A 21,003-nucleotide genomic window follows, 5' to 3' on the forward strand; every position below is an offset into this window, starting at 1 on the left:
TAGGGGCTACTGTGCTTGATTGTAGTAGGGAATATGCAGGTTTCTTCGCCTGATCTCCTTAAGCAGCAGGTTGATGAAATCCTGCTCCAGCTTCAAATCCACCGCTCGAAAATACGAGTCTACGAGTAGTTCGTTGCTGAGCAATTTCATCGCGATCACCCTTTACATCATTTTACAAATTATAATAGCATGTCCCAAAAAGGAGAACAAGCGTTCGAAATATCCACACCCCCTTGTGCATATCCTGTGAATACCATGTGTATAATCGTCATAATCCGCATATTTTCGCGTGTTAATATTGTGGGTAAGGTTATGCACAGCCGCTGATTCACTCTATTTATGTCGAAAAATATTTTCAGAAAGGTTCGATTAATTAGGTTCTATTCCTGTTCTTCCCCTTCAGCAACCTCCCATTCGATCCGGATCCGGTCATTTGCCCAATTTTTTACAAGAATTTCGATCGCCGCTTCGATTTCTTCTTCCGAAAGCTCTTCCAATTTATAATCATCAATCTCAATCATCCCGTCGATTTGCGCTTCTTCTCCCACTTTCATGCTGACCTTGACCTTCATGTGCGCCCTCCTTCCCGCTTCAGAAATCCTGACTCTTTATCCACAGCCATCTGTTCGTAACCGTGGATAGACTGGGGATATCACCCCTCATTCCCCGCACTGTCGCCTGTGAACATTGTGCACAATGTTATACACAAGCATGGGGATAACTGCACTCAAAAAGCCTCCCCCAATCGATTCCTGAAAAGAAATCGTTCGGAAGAGGCTGATTCCTCGTGAATCGGCTTATCGCCTTAGTCGTCGCATTTCTCCGGCGTACCTTCGTAGCCGGCCGGCTTAAACGAAGATCCGCAGCCGCAGGACGCTACCGCGTTCGGGTTGTGAATCGTGAAGCCCCCGCCCATGCCGGAGTCCTTGTAGTCGATCTCTACGCCGTACAAATATTTGGCGCTTTCTCCGTCTACGACGATGCGCAATCCGTTTTGTTCCAGCCACTTATCGTCAGCCTTCTCTTCGTCGTCAAAACCCATCCCGTATGAAAAGCCGCTGCATCCGCCCTCTTTAACTCCGACTCGCAGGAACAAGTTCGGCGTTTCTTCGGCGGCCAGCATTTCTTTAATTTTCTCGGCAGCTGAATCGCTGATAGTAATCATAAAACGATCTCCCTCCTCATGCTACATGGTTCGAAGCATTATTCGGACCTCTGCCTCAAGTATACCCCTAAAAAGGCGAGCTAACAAGAGGAAGCGGATGTTTCCGCGGTCCTCCCGCCGCCAGCCGCATTCCCGTTTACGCCGTTTTGCCGGCGCTAACTGCAGGCTTCGGGGCGCCTTGCTTGCTTCTCCCGAAACGGTTCATCCCGATGACGCCGGCAATGATCAGCACAGAGCCGATCAGGTGATAAACCGTAATCTCCTCGCCGAGAAAGAGCGCGCCCGCTGCGATCGATACGACAGTGGACAGATTGGAGAATACGCTCATTTTGGACGCCTCCAGCTTCGAGAGCACGTAATTGGACAATAGCGAGGTGATTAAGGACGAAATCACGCCCAAAAACAAGATCGCGATAAGGAACTTCCCATCGGCAAGCGGTGAGAAGTAGCCGGACAGCGTGCCATTCGAAACATGCCCCCAGACCGAGAAAGCCAAAAAGGTAACGAAGCCGAACCCCAGCGTCGCATAGCTCAGCTCGGTGGGACGAAACTGTTTGGTCAGCGACCGCGCAAGTACGCCGTATCCGGCGAATGTGAGGCAGGACATAAACAGCAGCGCGATGCCCGTCATGCTTTTGAGCTCGATGCCGCTTCCTTTCATGGCAAAAATGAAGACGACCCCGAACGCGGAAAGCAGCAAAGCCAGCTTCTGCTTCCCATTCGTCCTTTCCTTGAGCACGGCCGAGGCCAGCAGCGTCGTCAGCACGGGGGTGAAGGCATATAGTATGCCGCCTTCCGCCGATGAAGCATGAACGAGTCCGAACGCCTGCAGGGCGAAGAACGATGCCGGATAAAACAGTGCCAGCAGCAGCAGCTTCCCTAGCGGCTTTCCCTTGTAATCGAGCTTAATCCACCCGAATGCAACCGGTATCGTCATGACGGCGAAGGACGCGATGAAGCGAAACGCGAGCGTATCCATAGGACTTGCGGATTCCAGCGCTTGCTTGGTAAACAGAAACGAAAAGCCGATTATCGCCGCATTCGCGACTGCGCAAATATAAGCGAGCCATAGTCTTTGCATGGGGATCCGCCTCCTGGTCGGTCTAGTGTATGTTGCCTTACCCTGTATTTAAAATATGGCAAATCAACCGGCTGAACAATAACGTTTTGCGCTAATTGTATCGATACAGTACACTGATAAGAACACATTGGCCGAAGGAGCCCTCTATGAACAAATACGCCGAAATCATGAATGATATCGAACATAAAATAAAGACGGGCACCTACCCTTCCGGGCAAAGGCTGCCTTCGGTCCGGGCGGCGGCGGCGCATTACGGCTGCGGCGTCGGCACCATCGTTCGCGCTTATGCGGAGCTGGAGAAGCGTCACGCGCTGTATGCGATGCCTCAAAGCGGCTATTACGTCGTCCACAAGGAAAAGCCGCAGGCGCCGGAAGCGTCCGACGATACGATCGATTTTGCCTCGGCATCGCCCGATCCTGACGTCTTTCCTTATTTGGATTTCCAGCACTGCCTGAACAAAGCGATCGACACGCACAAATACGATTTGTTCACATACGGCGATTCGCGCGGACTGAAGACGCTCCGGCAAACGCTCGTTTCCCATCTGGCGAACGACCAGGTTTTTACCCGCGCCGATCATATGATCATTACCTCCGGGGTCCAGCAGGCGCTGATGATCGTCACGCGGATGCCTTTTCCGAACGGGAAAAAGACGATTTTGGTCGAGCAGCCGAGCTACGATATTTATTTGCGCTATTTGGAGATGGAACATGTTCCGGTTATGGGGATCCGAAGGTCTGCGGCAGGCATCGATCTGGAGCGGCTGGAGCATCTGTTTCAAGACGGGGAAATTAAATTTTTCTACACGATGTCAAGGCATCATAACCCTCTCGGCCTGTCGCTCAGCGCGAGCGAACGGAAAAAAATCGCGCAGTTCGCAGCCAAATACGACGTGTATGTCGTAGAAGACGACTATATGGCCGATCTTGCTCCCGACAGCGGCTTCGACCCGATCTACGCATACGACCGGTCCTCTCGCGTCATTTACTTAAAGAGCTTCTCCAAAATCATTTTTCCGGGCTTGCGCATCGGCGTGGCCGTTCTGCCCGAGCTTCTGGTGGATTCGTTTCACTTGCACAAAAAATATGCCGACATCGACACCTCTTTCCTCTCGCAGGCATCGCTCGACATTTATATCAAGAACGGGATGTATGAACGCCATAAGCATAAAATAGGGGCGATGTACGCAGAAAGAATCGCTGCGCTCACCGAGGCGCTGCGGCCGTACGGCGGCATGAACGTCAACCCGGACGGAAAAGGCAAGGAATTGCCCCATTCCGGCGTTTACAAGCAGCTTCCATTGCCCTCGACCATCAATCTGGACAGACTGATAAAACGTTTACAAAAACGCAAAATAAGCACCGTCGCAGGGACGGGCTTTTACTTGAGGGAGTCTATGGAGCGGGAAAAGTTTCTGCGTATCAGCATTTCAAGGTCTTCCGCAGAGAAGATCGGCTTGGGCGTACGAGCCATCATCGAGGAAATCAAAAGAAGCGGACCGGGGTATTGAGAAGCGTCGCGCACCGGCAAGACCCGATTACCTGGTTTGGACGGTCGAAGTCCCAGCTTAATTTTTGTGCCTGCGGCGTTTCTCCATCGCATAATGCTGAATCAACAGCTTGTCCAATTGTTGGCTGCATTTCATAACTTCCGGATGAAGCAGCCCATGCGAGCAGCCGAGCACGTTCATCTGCTGCCGAACTTGTTCGATTTCGCTGCAAATATCTTCGGAGTGACTGTGCACCATCATCGTTTTCACCGTATTCTCACCTTTAATAGGAGTGCATTAGTTCGTCTAGGTCATCGCCCGCGTGCCCGGAGAGCGTTTGTTAATTGCCGTTCAGACATGGGAAAATTTAACGTTAACACTAGTACCGTGAGATAGTATACCTTATTTTCAAGAAAATAGGAAACATTATTTCAACAAAAAAAGCCAATAACCGCGTTACATTTTGTATCCTTCCATTTTCACAAATTTGTCGAACTTTACACAGTCCCCTGTCACACTTTTGTCACCTGTATTGCCCCTGCCGGATAGGAGGTTTATAATGTGGGAAGTGAAGAAACCAATGGTCTACACGATGTAGCGGAATTTGGTTTCATTTAGCTCGTTTAAAGACATTGGAGGGATACCATGAACATAGCTATTCGAACGCCGGACAAGCAAATGGCCGAAATTGCCGAGAAAGTGAAAAACGGCGAGAGGCTGACGAAGCAGGACGGCTTGTTCCTGTATGAATCCGACGACCTGCTGACGATCGGGCAGCTGGCCAACGAGGTAAACCTGCGCAAGAACGGCAACAAGGTTTATTTCATCGAGAACATGAGTCTTTACTTCACGAACGTGTGCGAAGCGCACTGCGCATTCTGCAATTTCCGCAAGGATTTGGGAGACGAAGGCGCTTATACGCTCAGCGGCGACGAAATGGTCGAATACGTCTCCAAGCATTATCATCCGGGCGTTCGCGAATTCCACATCGTCGGCGGACACAATCAGCACATGCCTTTTCAATATTATGTCGATTCGATCAAAGCGCTCAAAAAGAGCTTCCCGTCCGTGACGATCAAAGCGTATACGGCGGCGGAGATCGAGTTCTACACCCGCATCAGCGGACTGTCGATCAAAGAAGTTCTCCAAGCCCTTATCGATGCAGGACTGGAGTCGTTGACCGGCGGCGGCGCAGAAATTTTATCCGACCGCTACCGCGACAAAATGCATGTCGACAAAGCATCCTCCTCGCAATATTTGGAAGTCCACCGGACCGCGCATGAGCTCGGGCTGCGCACGCATACGACGATGCTATACGGCTCCCCTGTCGAGACGCTTGAGGAACGCATCCAGCATATGATGTATTTGCGCGAGCTGCAGGACGAAACGAACGGCTTTCTCGTCTTCATTCCTCTGGCGCTGCAGCCGATCAATCCGAATGCGGGCATCAAACGCAGAAACTCCGCCTTCGACGATCTCAAAACGATTGCCATCAGCCGGCTGATGCTGGACAATTTCCAGCACATCAAAGCGTATTTCATCAACATCGGTACGCAGCTGACGCAGGTGGCGCTCACCTTCGGCGCATCCGATGCTCACGGCACGATCATCAAGGAGCGCATCAGCCATGCGGCAGGCGCGGTTACCCCCGCCGGTTTGACGCGCGACGAGCTGATCTGGCTGATTAAAGGCGCAGGCCGCATCCCGGTCGAACGCGATACGTTCTACAATGAAGTAAAAGTTTACGAGTAGTTTGGCATACTAAGGCATACACCCGTTAAGCGGCTGCTGAAGTTTAGAAACCCGTTTCCGCCGCTTTGCGGGAAGCCCCATAACAACTCTAATTACCAGCGAGGTCAAGAGGCGTGGACTGGATACTTGCATTGTTCCTGGTTTGGGGATCGCTGACCGCAGCCGCCGACGAGCAAGCCCGGCTGGATGCGGTGCAGCGTGAAGCGGTCGCGAAAGAGGAAGCCGCATTGTTTCAAGAGCAGGCGGACGCCGTACTCAAGGAAGATGTCGCCCTTCTTCCCGATACGACGTATCCGGGCGATGCCGTGCTCGTCCGTTCCAAGTCGCAGGGCGATATCGTTTGGCAAAATAAAACGTATCCCCTTCAGCCTTATGCGAACGGCTTTTACGCGATGTTGCCCGTAGCGATCGATGCCAAGCCTGGAACCTATACGATCGCCGGCAAAAAGCTGCAAATCAAAGCCAAAACGTTCGATGTCGACCGGCTTACGGTAACGAAAGAGCAGGAGCAGATGCGTCAGGATACGCAGCGGATCGCCAAAGATCAAGCGAAGATCGATTTAGCCCGAAGCAAGTCCGAGCCCGACTTCCTCTACAAGGAACCGTTTATTCTGCCTGTAGCAGGCCGTTTGACCACACCGTACGGCTACACCCGTTACGTGAACGGAACGTTTAGCGGCACGCACGCCGCGCTCGATTTGGCAGCCCCGACAGGCACGCCCGTCAAAGCGACGAACGCCGGCAAGGTCGTGCTGTCCGAAGAGCTTTACTTAACCGGGAATTCGATTTATATCGATCACGGCATGAATTTATTTTCACAATACGCGCATTTATCCAAGCTGCTCGTGAAGGCGGGCGACGAGGTAAAAGCGGGCGACGTCATCGGGGAAGTCGGCTCAACCGGCTTCTCAACGGGACCTCACTTGCATTTTACGTTCTGGGTCGGGAACAATCCGGTCAATCCGAATTTATTTTTCGACACGGTTCCCTTCCGCTGGAAACCGAAATGACCGGCCGGCCAGAAGGATAAATGACTGTAAATTTCGCACAGAGAGGGTTTCGCGCCAATCATGAAAAAGCTTGTCATTCTCGGCGGTGGGTACGGGGGTCTTACCATCGCGCATTCACTTCTAGAAAAGGATACCCCGGACGACATTTCGATCACGCTGGTGGACAGGATGCCGTATCAAGGCCTCAAAACTGAATATTACGCCCTTGCGGCAGGCACCGTTTCGGATCTCGCGGTCCGCGTTTCTTTTCCCGTCGATCCGCGCATCACGCTGAAGTACGGGGAAGTTACCGAAGCGAATCTGGAGCAAAAAGAAGTCGTATTCGCAAATGGAGAGTCGCTGGGATACGATTGGCTGATTATTGCACTCGGCTGTGTCGACAAATACCACAGCATCCCGGGAGCCGAAGCTTATTCCAACAGCATTCAAACGCTCTCCTCCACCCGCATCACGTATCAGCGCATCAACGACGTCGCTCCATACGGCCAAGTTTCCATTATCGGTGGCGGCCTGAGCGGCGTTGAAATCGCAGCGGAGCTGCGGGAAAGCCGTCCGGACCTGAACATCCGTACGATGGACCGCGGTCCGAGCGTTCTATCCGCATTTCCGGGCAAAGCGCAGCGTTTCGTTAGAGATTGGTTCCAGGAGCACGATATCGAGATGCTGACTAACGCGGGCATTACGCGTCTGGAGGATGGCGTGATCTACAACCGAGAGGACGAGGTGTTGTCGGACGTAGTCGTCTGGACGGCCGGCATACAGCCAAGCCCGATCGTGCAAAAGCTGAATGTGGAGAAGGATTCGCAGGGGCGCGTCGTGATTGACGCCTATCATCAAATCCCGGGGCATTCCGGCGTATTTGTCGTCGGCGACTGCGCCAGCCTTCCGTTTTCGCCAAGCGCGCAAGCGGCCGAAGGCCAAGGCAAGCAGGTTGCGGAAGTGCTGAAGGCCTACTGGAAAGGAGAAACCCCCAAGCTCGGACAAATCAAGCTGAAGGGGGTTCTCGGATCGCTCGGCAAAAAATGCGGGTTCGGCCTCATGGGCAAGTCTACCGTCATGACCGGCAAAGTGCCGCGGGCCATTAAAAGCGGCGTTCTCTGGATGTCGAAGCATCATTTCGGCTGATACGTCTATTCCCCCAAGAGATCGAACATGGCTTCGATCTCTTTAATTTTGACCATAATTTGCTCATATAGCTCGTCTGCGGTCGGCGCCGCCACGATTTCTCCGTTGACTAGCGCATAAGGGAACAAGGAGCATTCGCCGCAGTTGCCCAGGCAGCCGTATTCGATGACGTCGTAGTCCGGATTTTCCTCCAGCTTTTTCATGACGTCTCCGGTGCCGTGATGCATATTGTTCACGCAAAATTCGATAATAGGTCTCATGAAGTCCACCTTTGCTTTTGGATAACCGATAGATGACGACCATTTTATTTTTGCCCGTTATGTACTATAATAAAGGAAGAAGGGAGATGAAACAAATGAGTGAACAAACACAAAGCACGATGTATGATGAAGTTCTCGAGGTTTTAGATAAATTGCGTCCGTTCCTGCAGCGCGACGGCGGTGACGTGGAGCTCGTCGACGTAGAAGACGGTATCGTCAAGCTGAAGCTGATGGGTGCTTGCGGCAGCTGCCCGAGCTCCACAATTACGCTGAAAGCCGGTATCGAGCGCGCGCTGCTTGAAGAAGTAGAAGGCGTGCAAGAGGTCATGCAAGTATTCTAAATCGACCCGACTCCCCTATCGCAGCCAGCTGCCGATAGGGGAGTTTTTTTGCGTTTTGCTGCGGTTACCGAGCTAAAAATGGGTATTGTCGGGTGGATCGAACATCAGCTATGATGGAGGAGTAACTTATCATATAACCTGATAAGTGAACGGATGAGCGATTCTTACATACCGAAGGAGTGTTACGGTGAACACACAATTGCGCCTGAAGCCTACAGCAAGACAGCTAGCCTATCAGGACTGGGAATTCGGACTGTTCCTGCACTTTGGCCTGCGTACCTTCTATGAAGGCTATGTCGATTTCGACAAGCGGCCGATGTCTACATCCGCCTTTAACCCGTTTAACCTGGACTGCGAGCAATGGATCCGGACAGCCAAGGAAGCCGGCATGGAGTATGCCGTGCTGACCGCCAAGCATCACGACGGATTTTCCAACTGGCCGACCCGGTATTCCAGCTTCACGGTGGCCCAAACGCCTTGGAAGAACGGAAAAGGCGACGTCGTCAAGGAATTCGTCGATGCCTGCCGCAAGTACGACGTTAAGCCCGGGCTCTACTATTCCCCTTACGATGGCTCCGCCGACTTCTACGCGCAGGACGAGAAGGCCTATGACGATTATTTCGTCAATCAGATCACCGAGCTGCTGACGAATTACGGCGATATCGATATATTATGGTTCGACGGCTGCGGCTCCGAAGGCCACGAATATGATTGGAAGCGCATCACCCGCGAAATTCGCCGCATGCAGCCGAACATCCTCATCTTCAACATGGGAGATCCGGATTTCCGCTGGGTCGGCAATGAAGACGGCATCGCGCCTGTCCCTTGCTGGAACGTGGTCGACTCCACGGCATTCTCCATCATGACGGAGAATGTGGATAAGTTGGGAGAGCGGCTGTGGCTGCCGGCGGAATGCGACGTACAGCTGCGCAAAAACTGGTTCTACAGCGATAGCGACGAGTATTCGGTGAAAAGCGTCGAGGAGTTAATGGGGCTTTATTATCATTCGGTCGGACGCGGGGCCAATCTGCTGCTGAATATCGGTCCGGACCGCGAGGGAAGGCTCCCTCAGCTCGACGCGGAGCGGCTGCTCGCCTTCGGCGAGGAAATCAGGAGCCGTTTCGCCAACCCAGTCGCAACTGCAGAGCAATTTAAGCAGGATGGTGCCAAATGGGTGTACGAAGCGGCAACGCCGCACTTGATCGATCATCTCGTCATCGAAGAGGATTTAACGGACGGTGAAAGCATCCGTCGCTATACCGTGACGATCGTCACCGCCAAATCTTGGCGTCCGTTCACGGTATTCGAAGGACGCAACGTCGGTCATAAAGCGATCGTTCGCATCCCCGCCGTCAAGGTGAAAGGGATCATCGTCGAAGCGACGGAGCACGACGGAGAACCGGCTCTCCGCAGCATTACCGCGCATCATGTCGGGGAGTAGAAGGCAACGGCATATAGCGGATTAACGAACCTTTAACCCTGCGGCAAGCCGCTCCAGCGCTTTCCGGATGCGGTTGTCGCGGGTTTCTTGCTTTTTGGCGGAGGCGACCCAAACGGCGTACTCCTTCTGGTTCGTATAAGAAAGACGCTCATAAGCATCCTTGGCGGCTTCGTTGAGGCTCAGCGCATGGCGAAGCTCTTCCGGGAGCTCGACTTTACGCGGCTCGTCGTCACGCTCCATTTCTACGGCTACGACATCGCCCGCCGAAACACCCATCGTTTCGCGCATGGCTTTATTGATCCCCATATAGTGAATGCCTCCATAGGGGTGAATCGAGCTGCGGAACGGATGGCCGTTGATCGTTCCCCGAACCTTTATCTGTCCTGACGTTCCGAACGCCGCTCTCACGTCGAACGGCACCGCCAGTCCGATCCCGCTAGAGTCTTCATCCTGAAACAGCTTTACTTCGAAGCGCTGTCTGCTCACCCTGTCGTCCTCCTCCGGTTATTCAAAAAAAGCGAGCCGCCATTCCGGCGCTCAGCTTTTTTTGTTCGTGCTTGGTATGGGCCGGATCGGATCGAGCCCGCCCGATATATCCATAATGTTACCGGTGATGAAATCGGATTGCGGCAAGCAAAGAAACGCAATGACGCGGGCGATATCTTCGCCCGTCCCCGGACGGCCGCGCGGCGACTCCTCGTCGATCACATGCTCGACGTCCTGGATATGCTTCTCTTTGTTGGCACCGCGAATATCGCCCGGACAAATCATATTCACGGTCACGCCGTTGCCCGCTTCCTCTACGGCCAGCGTCTTGGTAAACGATACGAGACCGACCTTGGCTGCGGCATAAACCGCGCGATGCGGCCAAGCTCTCGCTTCCGCGGCATGTCCGAAGCCGAAATGGATCACTCGGCCCCAGCGCTTGCGGCGCATTAACGGCAGCACCAAATGATCCAGCTCGATAACGCCCAGCAAATTTCCGCGCATTAAATAATCGATCTCTTCCGGCGTATAGTCGGCAAACAAGCGGCGTTCCCGTATAAAAGGCCCTGCATTATTAATTAAAATGTCGATGCCGCCGAGACGGTTCTCCGCTTCCTCCACTAAGCTGCGCATTTCCGCCGAACGCGTAACGTCCCCTTTGACGGCTATGCACCGCGCACCTTTCCGCTCAATGGCTTGCTGCAGCTCCTCCGCTTCATCGCGGCTATGTACGTAGTTCACGACGATATCGCAGCCTTGATCGGCGAGCGTAAGCGCCGTCATTTTGCCAAGGCCCTTGGCGCTTCCCGTAATGAGCGCAACCTTTCGTTCCATGCCAACCCCCCAGAACGACCGACAGGTCGGTTAACAAATTTTCTTGCTTTTCAAATGTGTAAAGGCAAGCAAAAGCGTCCGGCATACCATCTCGTAGCTTGCGGCCAAATCGTTCATGTTGGCTTTCAAGTTTTCAACGGGCGTAAGCCCGTCGTCATCGCCGCTCTCGGCATTTTTGACGTCGTCCGCCATTTCCGCGTTGAGCGAATGGATTTCCATGTTCCGCTGCGAACGAAGTCTGCCCAGCGCATCCTGATTTTTGGTTTTCAGCTCGAACAGTTTCATTTCCAGCTCCGGCAGCGTCTTTCTCTCATGCATTTGCCGCAAAACCGTAAAGTAGGAGTACCGCGATTTGACCCGCTCGGTTTTGAGCTCAAGCACCTGATTCAAAATAAAGCCGAGTTTGTCCAAAATGGAAAACACGCGAATAAACCCGTTTTTGTAGAAGTATACGTGTCTGCGGTATTGCTCCCACTCTTCGTCATCCATCTCTTCGAGGTGCCGTTTATGGATAGCGGCGGCTGATCGTTCGCAAGCATACTTGCTCTGCTCCAGCTCGTCAAGCGCACGCTCGAAGCCATGGATTTGGAGCTCAAGCTTATTCAGCGAGTAAGGTCTGCGCATGCGGCTCTGTTCCTGCTGCTTAAGGATAAAGGCCCGGTAGGCTTGTATCGCTTTCATCGTATCGAGCAGCAATCCCTCGTCGATCCTTTTCTCCTGGCCAAACATGGCTCTGAGCATGAACGTCACCCCTTATGTTGGTGTTCGGCTGCTGAACGGCTGATCGGATCTCCTGCCCGTTTCTGGTATCTGTCCCTCTGCACGATATACATAGCCGCCAAGACTCCCGTTCCCCCGATAAGCTGATAGGCCGAAAGCGACTCGTTAAGCAGCACGTAGCCGGCGATCGCAGCCATGACGGGCAGCAAAAAGCCGTAAACGGACGCTTTCACCGGCCCCAGCTTGCCGAGACTCCAATTATGCGCGTAGAAGCCGAGCACGGTACCGAACAAGGCCGTATAGGCCAAGCTGATCCAGCCGCTTGCGGACATCGAAGTCAGCATATTCGCATCTACCTGGATAAGCACGGCAGGCAGCAGCGCAGCGGCTCCGGCGGTCATTTCGATAGCCACCAGCAGCGGCAGCGGGTATTTTTTGACCAGCCGGTTCATGCCGATCAAATATAGGGCGCCAAGGATGCTGCGCAGCAAAAGAAGAACGTCGCCACGCAGCGTTTCCGCGGTAAAATGAAGACCTTCGCTTCCGCCTGCGACAACGATCGCCACGCAGCAGATGGCAAGCGGCAATCCGACGAGCAGCCGCGGAGTCAGGCGTATTTCGCGCAGCCAGAGGGCGAAGAGCACGGTAATGACCGGCATAAAACCCCGCCCCAGCACGGCGCCGTTGGCCGCGTTGGAATACTGCAAAGCGTACGAGAACATCGCTTCCAAGCCTACGGCCGACAGGACGCCTAATCCGATAACCAGCCATAAGTCGCGGCGTTCCATCCGGTAGGAAACAGCCTCTCCTGCCGGCCGGCTGCGATTGGCGCTATACCGGTAATACAAAGCGTAACCCCAAAGAACGGGTAATATGCTTGCATACCGCAAACCGTTGAATACCAGGGGCTCCCACTCTCGGCCGCCCACTTTCATCGATATGATGTTGATGCCCCAAAGCATGAAGGAAGCGACGAGAGCCAGGTGCGGCAGCGCGGACTGCGGCTTGTTGTCGATCATCCGCTTAAGACCGCGGGAAATATTCCATCCAGCGCTGATCGACAAGCTTGACGATGTCTTCCCGCGGGAACAGCTCCTCCGGATAGCCCGGCTTCATTCTCGCATCGATGACTAGCGGCGGTTCGTAGCCGACGTGATGACGGCTGACGCGCGACTCGGCGTATATGTCCGATGCCGGATTAAAGCGGGTAAAAACGGTCCATAAGAAGGCCGTTTGACCGCGGGCGACGTCGGCGTCGTCGACGAGCACGACGAGCGGCCACTCGCGCAAGCGATCCGCGGAATGCTCCACGACTCGCTTCGCCAGCTCCGGCTCCTCTTCGTAGGACGCGCCTGCGATAACGAGACAGCCTCCGCAATAAACCTGCACGTCGTCGATTTCCGGAAGCTCTCCGCCCGTGTAAGCGCGCGGCAAGCTGCGTACGGGATCGCCTACCCCAAGAAGCAAAGCTTTGCTGCCATGGTTCAGCTTATGTCCGGTATAGTCGAGCGTATCGTGAGACGTGTTGCTGAATATAAACAAATCCTGCCTCAGGTCGGCGCGTTCCAGAACCGCTTCCAGCAGCGTCGGGAAATTTTCCAGATCGACGGCTTGATCGGTGAGGATGAGAAATTTCGTCAGCGTAAGCTGCCCTTCCCCGAGAATACGGAACGCGGTTCCGAGCGCTTCCCTGCTGTAGCTTTCTCTTACGATTGCCGCCGCAAGCGCATGGAATCCGGTTTCCGCGTAAGTCCACAGCTCTTTCACGCCCGGCATGACAAGCGGGAAAGCAGGCGACAGGAGCCGCTGCAAAAACTCGCCCATGTAATAATCTTCCTGGCGCGGCTTGCCGACGATCGTCGCCGGGTAGATGGCGTCTTTGCGGTGCCAAACATGGCTAACGTTAAACACCGGGAAATCATGCGTTAAGGAGTAATAGCCGTAATGGTCGCCGAACGGTCCTTCCGGTCTGCGAATATGCGGCGGAACGGTTCCGCAAATGGCGAATTCCGCTTCGGCTACAAGCTTGTGCTTGCCGTGCGGGTCCGCAGTCACCGGCAGCTTTTGGCCGAGAATGAGCGATGTGAGCAGAAGCTCCGGAAGATGCTCGGGAGCCGGCGCGATCGCCGAGGCGATCAGAGCGGGCGGGCCGCCGAGAAACACCGTCACCGGAAGGGCTTCGCCCCGTTTCTCGGCCTCGTGATAGTGGAAACCTCCGCCTTTATGTATCTGCCAGTGCATGCCCGTCGTATTGCCGTCGTACACCTGCATGCGGTACATGCCGAGATTGTGGTCGCCGCCTTCGGGATGCTCCGTATAAACGAGCGGAAGCGTAACGAACGGGCCGCCGTCCTCCTGCCAGCTGGTCAGCACCGGCAGCTTCGACATCGGCGATACGCGGTCGCACACTTGAAGGACCGGGGCTTCCGCCGGGGAGACCGTTTTCGTGCCGACCTTCGCGAGGCCGAACAGCAGATCGCGTTCGTTCCAAAGCGCCTTCGGCGTCGGCGGAATGAGCGTATCTTTCGCTGCCAAAATGCGCCGCATGAACTGCTCCGGACGAGGACCGAACGCGAGATCGACCCGACGGCTCGTGCCGAACAAATTCGTGACGACCGGAAAGGAGCTCCCTTTCACATTCGTGAACAACAGCGCGGGGCCTTCTTCGTCGATAACCCGGCGGTGAATTTCCGCCAGCTCCAGATTCGGATCCACAGGGGCCGTTATTTCCACTAGCTGCTTTTCGGCGCGAAGCACACCGATAAAGTCGCGAAGGTTACGATGAATCATGCAGCAGGTACTCTCCCTTTTTTCATGAGATTTGTTGGTAATCTTGTACGAATGTCTTAAGGAATGCGCGAGCGTTGGCTGACTTTCGGAAAGACCTCAAAAAGTCGACAAGCGGGCGCCGCGAAAGGACGGTTAACCCGTCCGTTTCGTTGAACCCGCTGGAATGACGATGACGCTTAAATAACATAAGATGGAGAACAAACATGAAATAATGACCGTATGCAGCAAGCTCGCCAGAAGGTACCAGTCGGAACCGAAGGCGAACGTGACGAACGCTCCGCTGAACACCTGTAAAGCCACCAGATAGAGCGCCCATTTCCCGGAAAGCTTGATCCGTTTCGGCATGTCCGATTTGGACGAAGCGTAAGCGAGAAACGCGATGACGATAAACAGCAGCAGCGCGCCGACGCGGTGCATGAAAACGACGCCCGTTGCGCCGGAAAGTTCCGGCACGACTTCCCCGTTGCAGAGCGGCCAGCCGACGCAGCCGCCGGACGACTCCGTATGCCGGATGTAGGCACCCAAGTACACGACTACATAACAATAAGCGAGCGTCAACCACACAAGCCTGCGGAAGCCCTTGGCCACCTGGACGGCACCCGGATTCCAGCCGGAAGGTTGAGGCCGCTTCGCGCCTGCGCCCGATGAATCCTGTTTATTTTCTTCCCGGATCGCAAAATACAGCAGGACCGTAAAGGCGAACGCGAGCAGCGAAATGCCGAAATGCAGCGCCAGCACCGCGGAGGATTGCGGCCACATGACCGCCATGGCCCCTAACGCGGCCTGAACAATCGTAAAGAAAAGTACGCCGGAGGCGTGAATTTTGGCATCGAGCCGTTTGCTTCTCCGCAATACGACTAGGAAAGCCGCGAACACGATCAAGCCGACGATCCCGGTCACAAACCGGTGGCTGTATTCAATCATCGAATCGATGGTGTAAGCCGGCACAAATTTGCCGTTGCATAGGGGCCAATCGTCCCCGCAGCCGCGTCCTGATTCGGTCTTCGTAACGAGCGCGCCCATCAGCAGCACCAGAAACATGCCTACCGAGTTCGCCAAGCACAATCGCAGTATAAACTTGTTGTTCAACCCAAGCACCTTCTTTGCTGGTTCGAAGTTAAAATGCCGGTTCGTAACCGTGTTGTTATACAGGCAGCATCATGTCTCATTATAGCGATATTTGTCGGGCAAATCCATTCGCAAATGTGACAATGCATTGAATACCCGGAAGCCTGCCAGAGCAGCCCTAAAAGTGCAAAAACGCGCCCATAAAGGACGCGTTTTTGGCATTTGCGGCTGTATGCCGCCGGTTATCCGATTGCTCCGGCAACCTCTACGGAACGGTCGAGGAATTGCTCGATTTCTTCCCGCGTTTTGCGCAGCTTGCTGACAAAGCGCGTGAGCTCTTTGCCCCCGCGGAACGCGATAAAGCTTGGAATGCCCAGAATATTCAATTGCTCGCATAAATCCGGGAGCTCATCCCGGTCGATTTGGATGAATGTCAGCTTGTCCGCATAATCTTGCTCTACTTGAGGCATGAACGGGTCGATAAAATGACAGTCCTTGCACCAATCCGCTTTAAAAATGGCGAGGGTCGGTTTGTCGCTTGCGATATGCTCATGAAAAGCCTGCTCCGTTTTCACTTGAATCATGGCAGGGCCTCCTTCTTTCGAAACGATTTCCCTCTTTATAGCATGCGGCCTTGCGAAAGTCAATTCGATAACCGGATCGGCCGGTATCCCCTATAGATCGGCGGCATCCGGCCTTTCTTCCCCTCTACCATCTTTCGTCCTTTCTATCTTTTCCCCTTCTAATCTCCCGCCTTTTTTTGAGTTGCTAAACTACTAACCAAGCAGCGCTCTACCCTCGGCCATAGAATGAAGCATATCAAATGAAGGGGGGATTTTTTCGATGTCGAGTCCTAGAATCGATGATTTGTCCAACGGCCTCGTATACGAAAGCTGCTGGGATTGCTGTGATAACTGGGGACGTGAGGACAAATCGGATTGCAGTAAATCGGATGTAAAATCCGATAGATCCGGAAGGTCCGATCGCTCGGGTCGCTCGAGAAGCCGTCGTTCGGGTCGTTCCCGTAGCGGGCGTCCGGGTCGTTCCGGTCGTTCCCGTAGCGGGCGTTCCCGCAGCGGACGTTCCGGTAGCGGACGTTCCGGCAGCGGACGTTCCGGCAGCGGGCGTTCCGGCAGCGGGCGTTCCGGCAGCGGACGTTCCGGCAGCGGGCGTTCCGGCAGCGGGCGTTCCGGCAGCGGACGTTCCGGGCATTCCGGACATTCCGGACGTTCCGGCCGTTCTGGACGTTCCGGCCGTTCCGGCAGCGGGCGTTCGGGTCGTTCGGGTCGTTCGGGAGGACGCAGCCGTTCGAGACGTTCCGGCCGTTCCGGGCGCAGCTAACGCGTCTTTTCAAACAAATAGGCGAAAAACCTATCGGTTTCTTCTCAACTGATAGGTTTTTCAACGACTATTTCCAGAGGCTGGTGCCGCGCTATGAGCTTACCTGTCCGACGTGTCGTCATCTCCGAATCGCAGATGAAAAAGCTGCAGGAGGACGTATGGAGCGATGTTTTCGTGAAAGCCACAATGATAACCGGATCCGGCCGACGCGAGTCGATCCGTATTCGGTATCGGGGAAATCATACGCGCAAATACAACAAAAAATCGTATGAAATCACCAACGGCTACAAAACGCTCCACCTCAACTCGGAATTCGACGACCCTTCGATGATCCGTAACGCGCTGTCCTTTACCTATTTGCGCTGGATTGGGCTTACCTGTCCGGTGGTCAGGCATATTCGGCTGGATCTTAATGGACAAGACCTGGGCGTCTACCTCGAGATCGAAGGCGTGAACCGGCGCTTTTTTAACCGCAGGGGCATCCCCTTCTCGCTGCTCGTTTACGCGGTTAACGATGATGCGAATTTCGGGCTGAACGGCTACGATTCGTCCCGGCGCAAATCGTCGCTGTTTAACGGCTACGAGCATATCATCGGTACGACGACGGAACGTAAACGGCTGCTGGAGTTTATTCGTAACATCAACACGCTGCGCGGCCAGAAGCTGTTTAAATATTTAAAGCTGCGCCTGGACGTCGACAATTATTTGAAATGGCTGGCGGGCGCCGTGTTTACCAGCAATTATGACGGATTTGAACAAAACTACGCGTTATACAAGCACAAAACCAAGCTGAAATACAGGATGCTTCCCTGGGATTATGAAGGCACGTGGGGACGCAACTGTTACGGCCGGAAGACGGCCAGCGACATGGTCAAAGCGACCGGCTATAACGAGCTGACCCGGATATTGCTTTCCATCCGCCCGTTCCGGGAACGGTATAAGCAAATTTTGCTGGAGAACTTGCAATCGACGTTTACGACTTCCAAAATCATGCCGGAAGTTTACCGGATGCACAATGCGATCGCACCTTACATCCGTGAAGATAATATGCGGAACTGGTCTTATTCCGTATTCGAAGACGAGCCGGAAGTCATAGAAACGTATATCAAGGAACGCCGGTCCTTTCTTAAGCAAGCCATCCAGTCCCTTTAACCGTATACAAAAAAATACCTCCCTTTACGCTTCGCCGTGCGAGAACGGCGATTTTTTTTGCGTAGAGATTTACATATTTTATCAATTGTGATATCATAAAAATATCAAACCAATACCACACTCACCAAAGGGGGATTTCACCATGAACGAGAAAAAAGCGCTGGCCGTAAACGGCTTCCTCGCAGTCGTACTGCTCGTCGTACTACTCGGCGGAGGCATCCTGCTGCTGTCCCAGCAGCAAGTTGTGACAGGCATCATTGCAGAGGCGATCGTGCTTATTATTATGGCAAGCTTGACCGTCGTACAACCGAATCAGGCGGTAGCCATTACCTTCTTCGGCGATTATAAAGGAACGATCCGCAAGAGCGGACTATGGCTGACGGTTCCGTTCTCCATCCGTAAAACGGTATCCCTGCGCGTGCGCAACTTCAACAGCGCCAAGCTGAAAGTAAACGACGTCGAGGGAAATCCGGTTGAGATCGCCGCCGTCGTCGTGTTTAAAGTAGTCGATTCCGCCAAAGCGCTGTTCGACGTCGACAATTACGAGCAGTTCGTTGAAATTCAGAGCGAAACCGCTTTGCGTCACGTCGCCAGTAAATATCCGTACGATAACTTTGCCGGAGAAGCCTACTCGCTTCGCGGAAACTCCGACGAGGTGGCTGCCGAGCTGAGCCACGAGCTGCAATCGCGGCTTGCCGTCGCCGGCGTGGAAGTCGTCGAAGCGCGCTTGACTCATCTCGCCTACTCGACGGAAATTGCCAGCGCGATGCTTCAGCGCCAACAGGCGGCGGCGATCTTGTCCGCCCGTCAGAAGATCGTGGAAGGCGCCGTCGGCATGGTGCAAATGGCGATCGGACAGCTCCAGGAGCAAGGCATCGTCGAGCTTGACGAAGAGCGGAAAGCGGCCATGATCAACAATCTGATGGTGGCGATCGTATCCGACCGTTCCGCCAGCCCCGTCATCAACACGGGGACGTTGTACTAAAGGAAGCGGCGCGTCATGGCTCCCAAAAAAAGCTTTCCGCTGCGAATCGACCCGCAAATTTACGAAGCTTTGGAACGATGGTCCGCAGACGAATTCCGCAGCGTCAATGCCCATATCGAGTTCTTGCTGCGGGACGCGGTACGCCGTGCGGGCCGGCTGCCGGGGGCGGCGCCTCCGCCTCCCGAGCCGTCCGAACCGGACGAAACCTGAAGGCCTGCCGTTTACCCGGATATGAAAAAGGACAGCTCTCTCGAAACCGCCTCCGGCATTGTTGTGCGTCTGCTGCACGAACGCCGGACAGTTCGAAGGAGTTGTCCTTTTGGGTTAGGTATTGTTCACAGAGGCGACGATCCGTCACCATGCCGAAGCATGCCTCTTCTTTTACTCTTCTATATACGGCTTGGCTTTGATGTTGCCGATAATCGTACCGCCTACCACTCCGGCCACGACGCCGGGTATGATGCCCGTAGCCGGGTTTTCGAAAAGAAAACCGACTGCCGAGCCGATGACGACGCCTACGGCGATCGATAAGCCCAAATACTTATTTCGAATCCGAACATGCTTCGGAATGACCTCTTCTCTTCGCACGCTTCCTGCCTCCCCGTTCGCTATCAGACATTATTATAGCATAACGGAAAGCGCGTTACCCGAGATTGCGGAACGCCGCCTGCAAGCCCTATTCTTACAGTTGTCCGCTGCTGGCCGTTTGACCTCGCTTGCTTCCTTGACTTAAATAAGACAGCCCGTAGAAGAGCAGAAACAGCACGAGGAATCCCGCCGAAAGCCGGTACATCATCGCATAGCTCGTTTGCGTGGCGACGATGCCCAGCAGGAGCGATCCGATGGCGATGCCGAGGTCGGTCGAATTGTAAAACATCCCGGTAGCCGCTCCGCGTCTTTCCGGGCTGACCCTTTTAACCGTCCAGGCCTGCAGGGATGGCTGCAGAATCCCGTATCCGATCCCGTAGCTGACCGCGGCAACAATCATGACCGCAGTCGAGGCGGCGAACGAAAGAAGGACAAGCCCGGCGATAACGAACAGAGCCCCGGCCGGCAAAACGGCAACAGGCCCGTTTCGGTCGAACAGCTTCCCGGCGAATGGTCGTACGAGCATGACGGCAAGCGCGTTAAACAGAAAGAACCAGCCCACGTTGGCGATATGCGTCTCTTTGCCGAACATCGTAAGAAAGCTGATTAGGCCGCCATAGGTTACCGTGAAAAACAAATTTAAAAAGCACGGCAGCAAAACCTCTTTGTCGATCAGCCGCTTCCGCCCGTTTTCCGCGCTCCCGCGTTTTTCTTTAGCGCCGCCGTCCTCCGCACGACGCTTAGCTTCAGCGGCATGAAGCCCCCCCGCCCCCTCTTTTCCGGCAGCCCGCAGAGAAACCGCAAGCGGGAACACAATCGCGACAAGTATCGCCGAAACGAGAATCAGCACGTCGAAGCCGAAGCTCTGGTAAACCGCCAACCCGATGACCGGGGCTAGAGACATGGACAGGCCGCTCGACAACCCGAAATACCCCATCCCTTCGCCGATCCGTTTGGGCGGAATAATGTCCGAAGCCATCGTCCCTACCGCCGTGCTCGTCAAACCGAAGCCGACGCCGTAGAGGATGCGAACCAGCATAATAAGCGCGATAGCTCCCGCCCAATAATAGCTGGCCGTCGCCGCCAAATAAATAATAAGACCGATCAGCAGCATTCTGCTTTTGCCGAGCCGCATAATCGCGTTCCCCGCATAGAAACGGGTCAAAATCGCAACAAGCGCAAAAATGCTGATGACCCAGCTGATCGTCACGCTGCTTGCCCCGTATTCCGCTGCAATGAAAGCCGGCAGAACAACCGTAATCATTTGCAGATTAAGAAACAGAAATAAATTGGACAAGGTTACGGTAATAAAAGGCTTCGTCCATAACCGAGGCAATGATTCTTGTTGCCGTTCCATGTTGCCACCTCATATTG

25 protein-coding genes are annotated in these 21,003 nt (G+C 54.2%); 9 read left to right on the forward strand and 16 right to left on the reverse strand.

The window, feature by feature from the left end; translation table 11 throughout:
• Window positions 1-6 precede the first annotated feature (6 nt).
• The 4 genes from ACKGJP_RS28445 to ACKGJP_RS28460 form a co-directional block, all read right to left on the reverse strand.
• A complete protein-coding gene (locus tag ACKGJP_RS28445; RefSeq protein WP_409342148.1) occupies window positions 7-150 on the reverse strand; it encodes a sporulation histidine kinase inhibitor Sda in 144 nt (47 codons plus the stop codon).
• Window positions 151-380: 230 nt separating this feature from the next.
• Complete coding sequence (locus ACKGJP_RS28450; protein WP_409342149.1) at window positions 381-572, reverse strand: hypothetical protein; 192 nt, start codon at window positions 570-572, stop codon at window positions 381-383.
• 233 nt (window positions 573-805) lie between these two features.
• Entirely contained in the window at window positions 806-1,165 is a 360-nt protein-coding gene (erpA, locus tag ACKGJP_RS28455) for an iron-sulfur cluster insertion protein ErpA (protein ID WP_409342150.1), read from the reverse strand.
• Between the two features lie 136 nt (window positions 1,166-1,301).
• Window positions 1,302-2,246: a DMT family transporter gene (locus ACKGJP_RS28460; RefSeq protein ID WP_409342151.1), complete on the reverse strand. Its 945-nt coding sequence runs from the start codon at window positions 2,244-2,246 to the stop codon at window positions 1,302-1,304.
• A 146-nt stretch (window positions 2,247-2,392) separates the two neighbouring features.
• Here ACKGJP_RS28460 and ACKGJP_RS28465 point away from each other — a divergent pair, with 146 nt between their 5' ends.
• Entirely contained in the window at window positions 2,393-3,757 is a 1,365-nt protein-coding gene (locus ACKGJP_RS28465) for a PLP-dependent aminotransferase family protein (RefSeq protein WP_409342152.1), read from the forward strand.
• A 57-nt stretch (window positions 3,758-3,814) separates the two neighbouring features.
• On the opposite strand, the gene ACKGJP_RS28470 is transcribed toward ACKGJP_RS28465, so the two are convergent.
• A complete protein-coding gene (locus ACKGJP_RS28470) occupies window positions 3,815-3,997 on the reverse strand; it encodes an aspartyl-phosphate phosphatase Spo0E family protein (protein WP_409347277.1) in 183 nt (60 codons plus the stop codon).
• Window positions 3,998-4,381: 384 nt separating this feature from the next.
• Here ACKGJP_RS28470 and mqnE point away from each other — a divergent pair, with 384 nt between their 5' ends.
• From mqnE to ACKGJP_RS28485, 3 genes are all read left to right on the forward strand, one after another.
• Window positions 4,382-5,488, forward strand: coding sequence for an aminofutalosine synthase MqnE (gene mqnE, locus ACKGJP_RS28475; protein ID WP_409342153.1), 1,107 nt, complete (start codon window positions 4,382-4,384; stop codon window positions 5,486-5,488).
• 113 nt (window positions 5,489-5,601) lie between these two features.
• Window positions 5,602-6,498, forward strand: coding sequence for a M23 family metallopeptidase (locus ACKGJP_RS28480; RefSeq protein ID WP_409342154.1), 897 nt, complete (start codon window positions 5,602-5,604; stop codon window positions 6,496-6,498).
• A 60-nt stretch (window positions 6,499-6,558) separates the two neighbouring features.
• On the forward strand, window positions 6,559-7,623 hold the full coding sequence (locus ACKGJP_RS28485) for an NAD(P)/FAD-dependent oxidoreductase (RefSeq protein WP_409342155.1): 1,065 nt from the start codon (window positions 6,559-6,561) through the stop codon (window positions 7,621-7,623).
• A gap of 5 nt (window positions 7,624-7,628) precedes the next feature.
• On the opposite strand, the gene ACKGJP_RS28490 is transcribed toward ACKGJP_RS28485, so the two are convergent.
• Complete coding sequence (locus ACKGJP_RS28490; protein ID WP_409342156.1) at window positions 7,629-7,883, reverse strand: YuzB family protein; 255 nt, start codon at window positions 7,881-7,883, stop codon at window positions 7,629-7,631.
• Between the two features lie 95 nt (window positions 7,884-7,978).
• On the opposite strand from ACKGJP_RS28490, the gene ACKGJP_RS28495 reads away from it, so the two are divergent.
• Window positions 7,979-8,224, forward strand: coding sequence for a NifU family protein (locus ACKGJP_RS28495; protein ID WP_409342157.1), 246 nt, complete (start codon window positions 7,979-7,981; stop codon window positions 8,222-8,224).
• 187 nt (window positions 8,225-8,411) lie between these two features.
• Entirely contained in the window at window positions 8,412-9,665 is a 1,254-nt protein-coding gene (locus ACKGJP_RS28500) for an alpha-L-fucosidase (protein WP_409342158.1), read from the forward strand.
• 21 nt (window positions 9,666-9,686) lie between these two features.
• On the opposite strand, the gene ACKGJP_RS28505 is transcribed toward ACKGJP_RS28500, so the two are convergent.
• The 8 genes from ACKGJP_RS28505 to ACKGJP_RS28540 all read right to left on the reverse strand — a co-directional run bounded on the left by ACKGJP_RS28505 (window position 9,687) and on the right by ACKGJP_RS28540 (window position 16,917).
• Window positions 9,687-10,151 carry a YdeI/OmpD-associated family protein gene (locus ACKGJP_RS28505; protein ID WP_409342159.1) on the reverse strand — a complete coding sequence of 155 codons (465 nt, stop codon included), beginning with the start codon at window positions 10,149-10,151 and terminating at the stop codon, window positions 9,687-9,689.
• Window positions 10,152-10,202: 51 nt separating this feature from the next.
• Window positions 10,203-10,985, reverse strand: coding sequence for an SDR family oxidoreductase (locus tag ACKGJP_RS28510; RefSeq protein ID WP_409342160.1), 783 nt, complete (start codon window positions 10,983-10,985; stop codon window positions 10,203-10,205).
• A 30-nt stretch (window positions 10,986-11,015) separates the two neighbouring features.
• Complete coding sequence (locus ACKGJP_RS28515; RefSeq protein WP_409342161.1) at window positions 11,016-11,726, reverse strand: Cthe_2314 family HEPN domain-containing protein; 711 nt, start codon at window positions 11,724-11,726, stop codon at window positions 11,016-11,018.
• A 5-nt stretch (window positions 11,727-11,731) separates the two neighbouring features.
• On the reverse strand, window positions 11,732-12,769 hold the full coding sequence (locus ACKGJP_RS28520) for a DMT family transporter (protein ID WP_409342162.1): 1,038 nt from the start codon (window positions 12,767-12,769) through the stop codon (window positions 11,732-11,734).
• Complete coding sequence (locus tag ACKGJP_RS28525; protein ID WP_409342163.1) at window positions 12,729-14,495, reverse strand: UbiD family decarboxylase; 1,767 nt, start codon at window positions 14,493-14,495, stop codon at window positions 12,729-12,731. Before ACKGJP_RS28525 ends, ACKGJP_RS28520 begins: the two co-directional genes overlap by 41 nt.
• Before the next feature lie 132 nt (window positions 14,496-14,627).
• Entirely contained in the window at window positions 14,628-15,536 is a 909-nt protein-coding gene (locus ACKGJP_RS28530) for a COX15/CtaA family protein (protein WP_409347278.1), read from the reverse strand.
• A gap of 269 nt (window positions 15,537-15,805) precedes the next feature.
• Entirely contained in the window at window positions 15,806-16,147 is a 342-nt protein-coding gene (locus ACKGJP_RS28535; protein WP_409342164.1) for a thioredoxin family protein, read from the reverse strand.
• Window positions 16,148-16,416: 269 nt separating this feature from the next.
• Window positions 16,417-16,917, reverse strand: a complete 501-nt coding sequence (locus ACKGJP_RS28540; protein WP_409342165.1) for a hypothetical protein — start codon at window positions 16,915-16,917, stop codon at window positions 16,417-16,419.
• 80 nt (window positions 16,918-16,997) lie between these two features.
• Between ACKGJP_RS28540 and ACKGJP_RS28545 the strand changes: the two genes are divergently transcribed.
• From ACKGJP_RS28545 to ACKGJP_RS28555, 3 genes are all read left to right on the forward strand, one after another.
• Window positions 16,998-18,056, forward strand: coding sequence for a CotH kinase family protein (locus tag ACKGJP_RS28545; protein WP_409342166.1), 1,059 nt, complete (start codon window positions 16,998-17,000; stop codon window positions 18,054-18,056).
• 142 nt (window positions 18,057-18,198) lie between these two features.
• Complete coding sequence (locus tag ACKGJP_RS28550) at window positions 18,199-19,041, forward strand: SPFH domain-containing protein (protein ID WP_409342167.1); 843 nt, start codon at window positions 18,199-18,201, stop codon at window positions 19,039-19,041.
• 15 nt (window positions 19,042-19,056) lie between these two features.
• Window positions 19,057-19,251: a hypothetical protein gene (locus tag ACKGJP_RS28555; RefSeq protein WP_409342168.1), complete on the forward strand. Its 195-nt coding sequence runs from the start codon at window positions 19,057-19,059 to the stop codon at window positions 19,249-19,251.
• Window positions 19,252-19,422: 171 nt separating this feature from the next.
• Here the strand turns inward: ACKGJP_RS28555 and ACKGJP_RS28560 are convergent, their stop codons facing one another.
• Together ACKGJP_RS28560 and ACKGJP_RS28565 are read right to left on the reverse strand one after the other, a co-directional pair.
• On the reverse strand, window positions 19,423-19,629 hold the full coding sequence (locus ACKGJP_RS28560) for a hypothetical protein (protein WP_409342169.1): 207 nt from the start codon (window positions 19,627-19,629) through the stop codon (window positions 19,423-19,425).
• 94 nt (window positions 19,630-19,723) lie between these two features.
• The gene (locus ACKGJP_RS28565) at window positions 19,724-20,986 is read right to left on the reverse strand and encodes an MFS transporter (RefSeq protein ID WP_409342170.1); all 1,263 of its coding nucleotides are present in this window, start codon (window positions 20,984-20,986) and stop codon (window positions 19,724-19,726) included.
• Window positions 20,987-21,003 lie beyond the last annotated feature (17 nt).

The sequence above is a fragment of the Paenibacillus litoralis genome, assembly GCF_046244365.1.
In the GTDB taxonomy this organism is placed as follows: Bacteria; Bacillota; Bacilli; order Paenibacillales; family NBRC-103111; genus Paenibacillus_V.

What these genes read in the sequence shown, in the direction of transcription:
- ACKGJP_RS28445 (WP_409342148.1), bottom strand. Translation starts at nt 150, where the DNA reads ATGAAATTGCTCAGCAACGAACTACTCGTAGACTCGTATTTTCGAGCG.
- ACKGJP_RS28535 (WP_409342164.1), bottom strand. Translation starts at nt 16,147, where the DNA reads ATGATTCAAGTGAAAACGGAGCAGGCTTTTCATGAGCATATCGCAAGC.
- ACKGJP_RS28470 (WP_409347277.1), bottom strand. Translation starts at nt 3,997, where the DNA reads ATGATGGTGCACAGTCACTCCGAAGATATTTGCAGCGAAATCGAACAA.
- ACKGJP_RS28525 (WP_409342163.1), bottom strand. Translation starts at nt 14,495, where the DNA reads ATGATTCATCGTAACCTTCGCGACTTTATCGGTGTGCTTCGCGCCGAA.
- ACKGJP_RS28450 (WP_409342149.1), bottom strand. Translation starts at nt 572, where the DNA reads ATGAAGGTCAAGGTCAGCATGAAAGTGGGAGAAGAAGCGCAAATCGAC.
- ACKGJP_RS28545 (WP_409342166.1), top strand. Translation starts at nt 16,998, where the DNA reads ATGAGCTTACCTGTCCGACGTGTCGTCATCTCCGAATCGCAGATGAAA.
- ACKGJP_RS28565 (WP_409342170.1), bottom strand. Translation starts at nt 20,986, where the DNA reads ATGGAACGGCAACAAGAATCATTGCCTCGGTTATGGACGAAGCCTTTT.
- ACKGJP_RS28510 (WP_409342160.1), bottom strand. Translation starts at nt 10,985, where the DNA reads ATGGAACGAAAGGTTGCGCTCATTACGGGAAGCGCCAAGGGCCTTGGC.
- ACKGJP_RS28460 (WP_409342151.1), bottom strand. Translation starts at nt 2,246, where the DNA reads ATGCAAAGACTATGGCTCGCTTATATTTGCGCAGTCGCGAATGCGGCG.
- ACKGJP_RS28555 (WP_409342168.1), top strand. Translation starts at nt 19,057, where the DNA reads ATGGCTCCCAAAAAAAGCTTTCCGCTGCGAATCGACCCGCAAATTTAC.
- ACKGJP_RS28530 (WP_409347278.1), bottom strand. Translation starts at nt 15,536, where the DNA reads ATGTTTCTGGTGCTGCTGATGGGCGCGCTCGTTACGAAGACCGAATCA.
- ACKGJP_RS28550 (WP_409342167.1), top strand. Translation starts at nt 18,199, where the DNA reads ATGAACGAGAAAAAAGCGCTGGCCGTAAACGGCTTCCTCGCAGTCGTA.
- ACKGJP_RS28485 (WP_409342155.1), top strand. Translation starts at nt 6,559, where the DNA reads ATGAAAAAGCTTGTCATTCTCGGCGGTGGGTACGGGGGTCTTACCATC.
- mqnE (WP_409342153.1), top strand. Translation starts at nt 4,382, where the DNA reads ATGAACATAGCTATTCGAACGCCGGACAAGCAAATGGCCGAAATTGCC.
- ACKGJP_RS28515 (WP_409342161.1), bottom strand. Translation starts at nt 11,726, where the DNA reads ATGCTCAGAGCCATGTTTGGCCAGGAGAAAAGGATCGACGAGGGATTG.
- ACKGJP_RS28490 (WP_409342156.1), bottom strand. Translation starts at nt 7,883, where the DNA reads ATGAGACCTATTATCGAATTTTGCGTGAACAATATGCATCACGGCACC.
- ACKGJP_RS28495 (WP_409342157.1), top strand. Translation starts at nt 7,979, where the DNA reads ATGAGTGAACAAACACAAAGCACGATGTATGATGAAGTTCTCGAGGTT.
- ACKGJP_RS28465 (WP_409342152.1), top strand. Translation starts at nt 2,393, where the DNA reads ATGAACAAATACGCCGAAATCATGAATGATATCGAACATAAAATAAAG.
- erpA (WP_409342150.1), bottom strand. Translation starts at nt 1,165, where the DNA reads ATGATTACTATCAGCGATTCAGCTGCCGAGAAAATTAAAGAAATGCTG.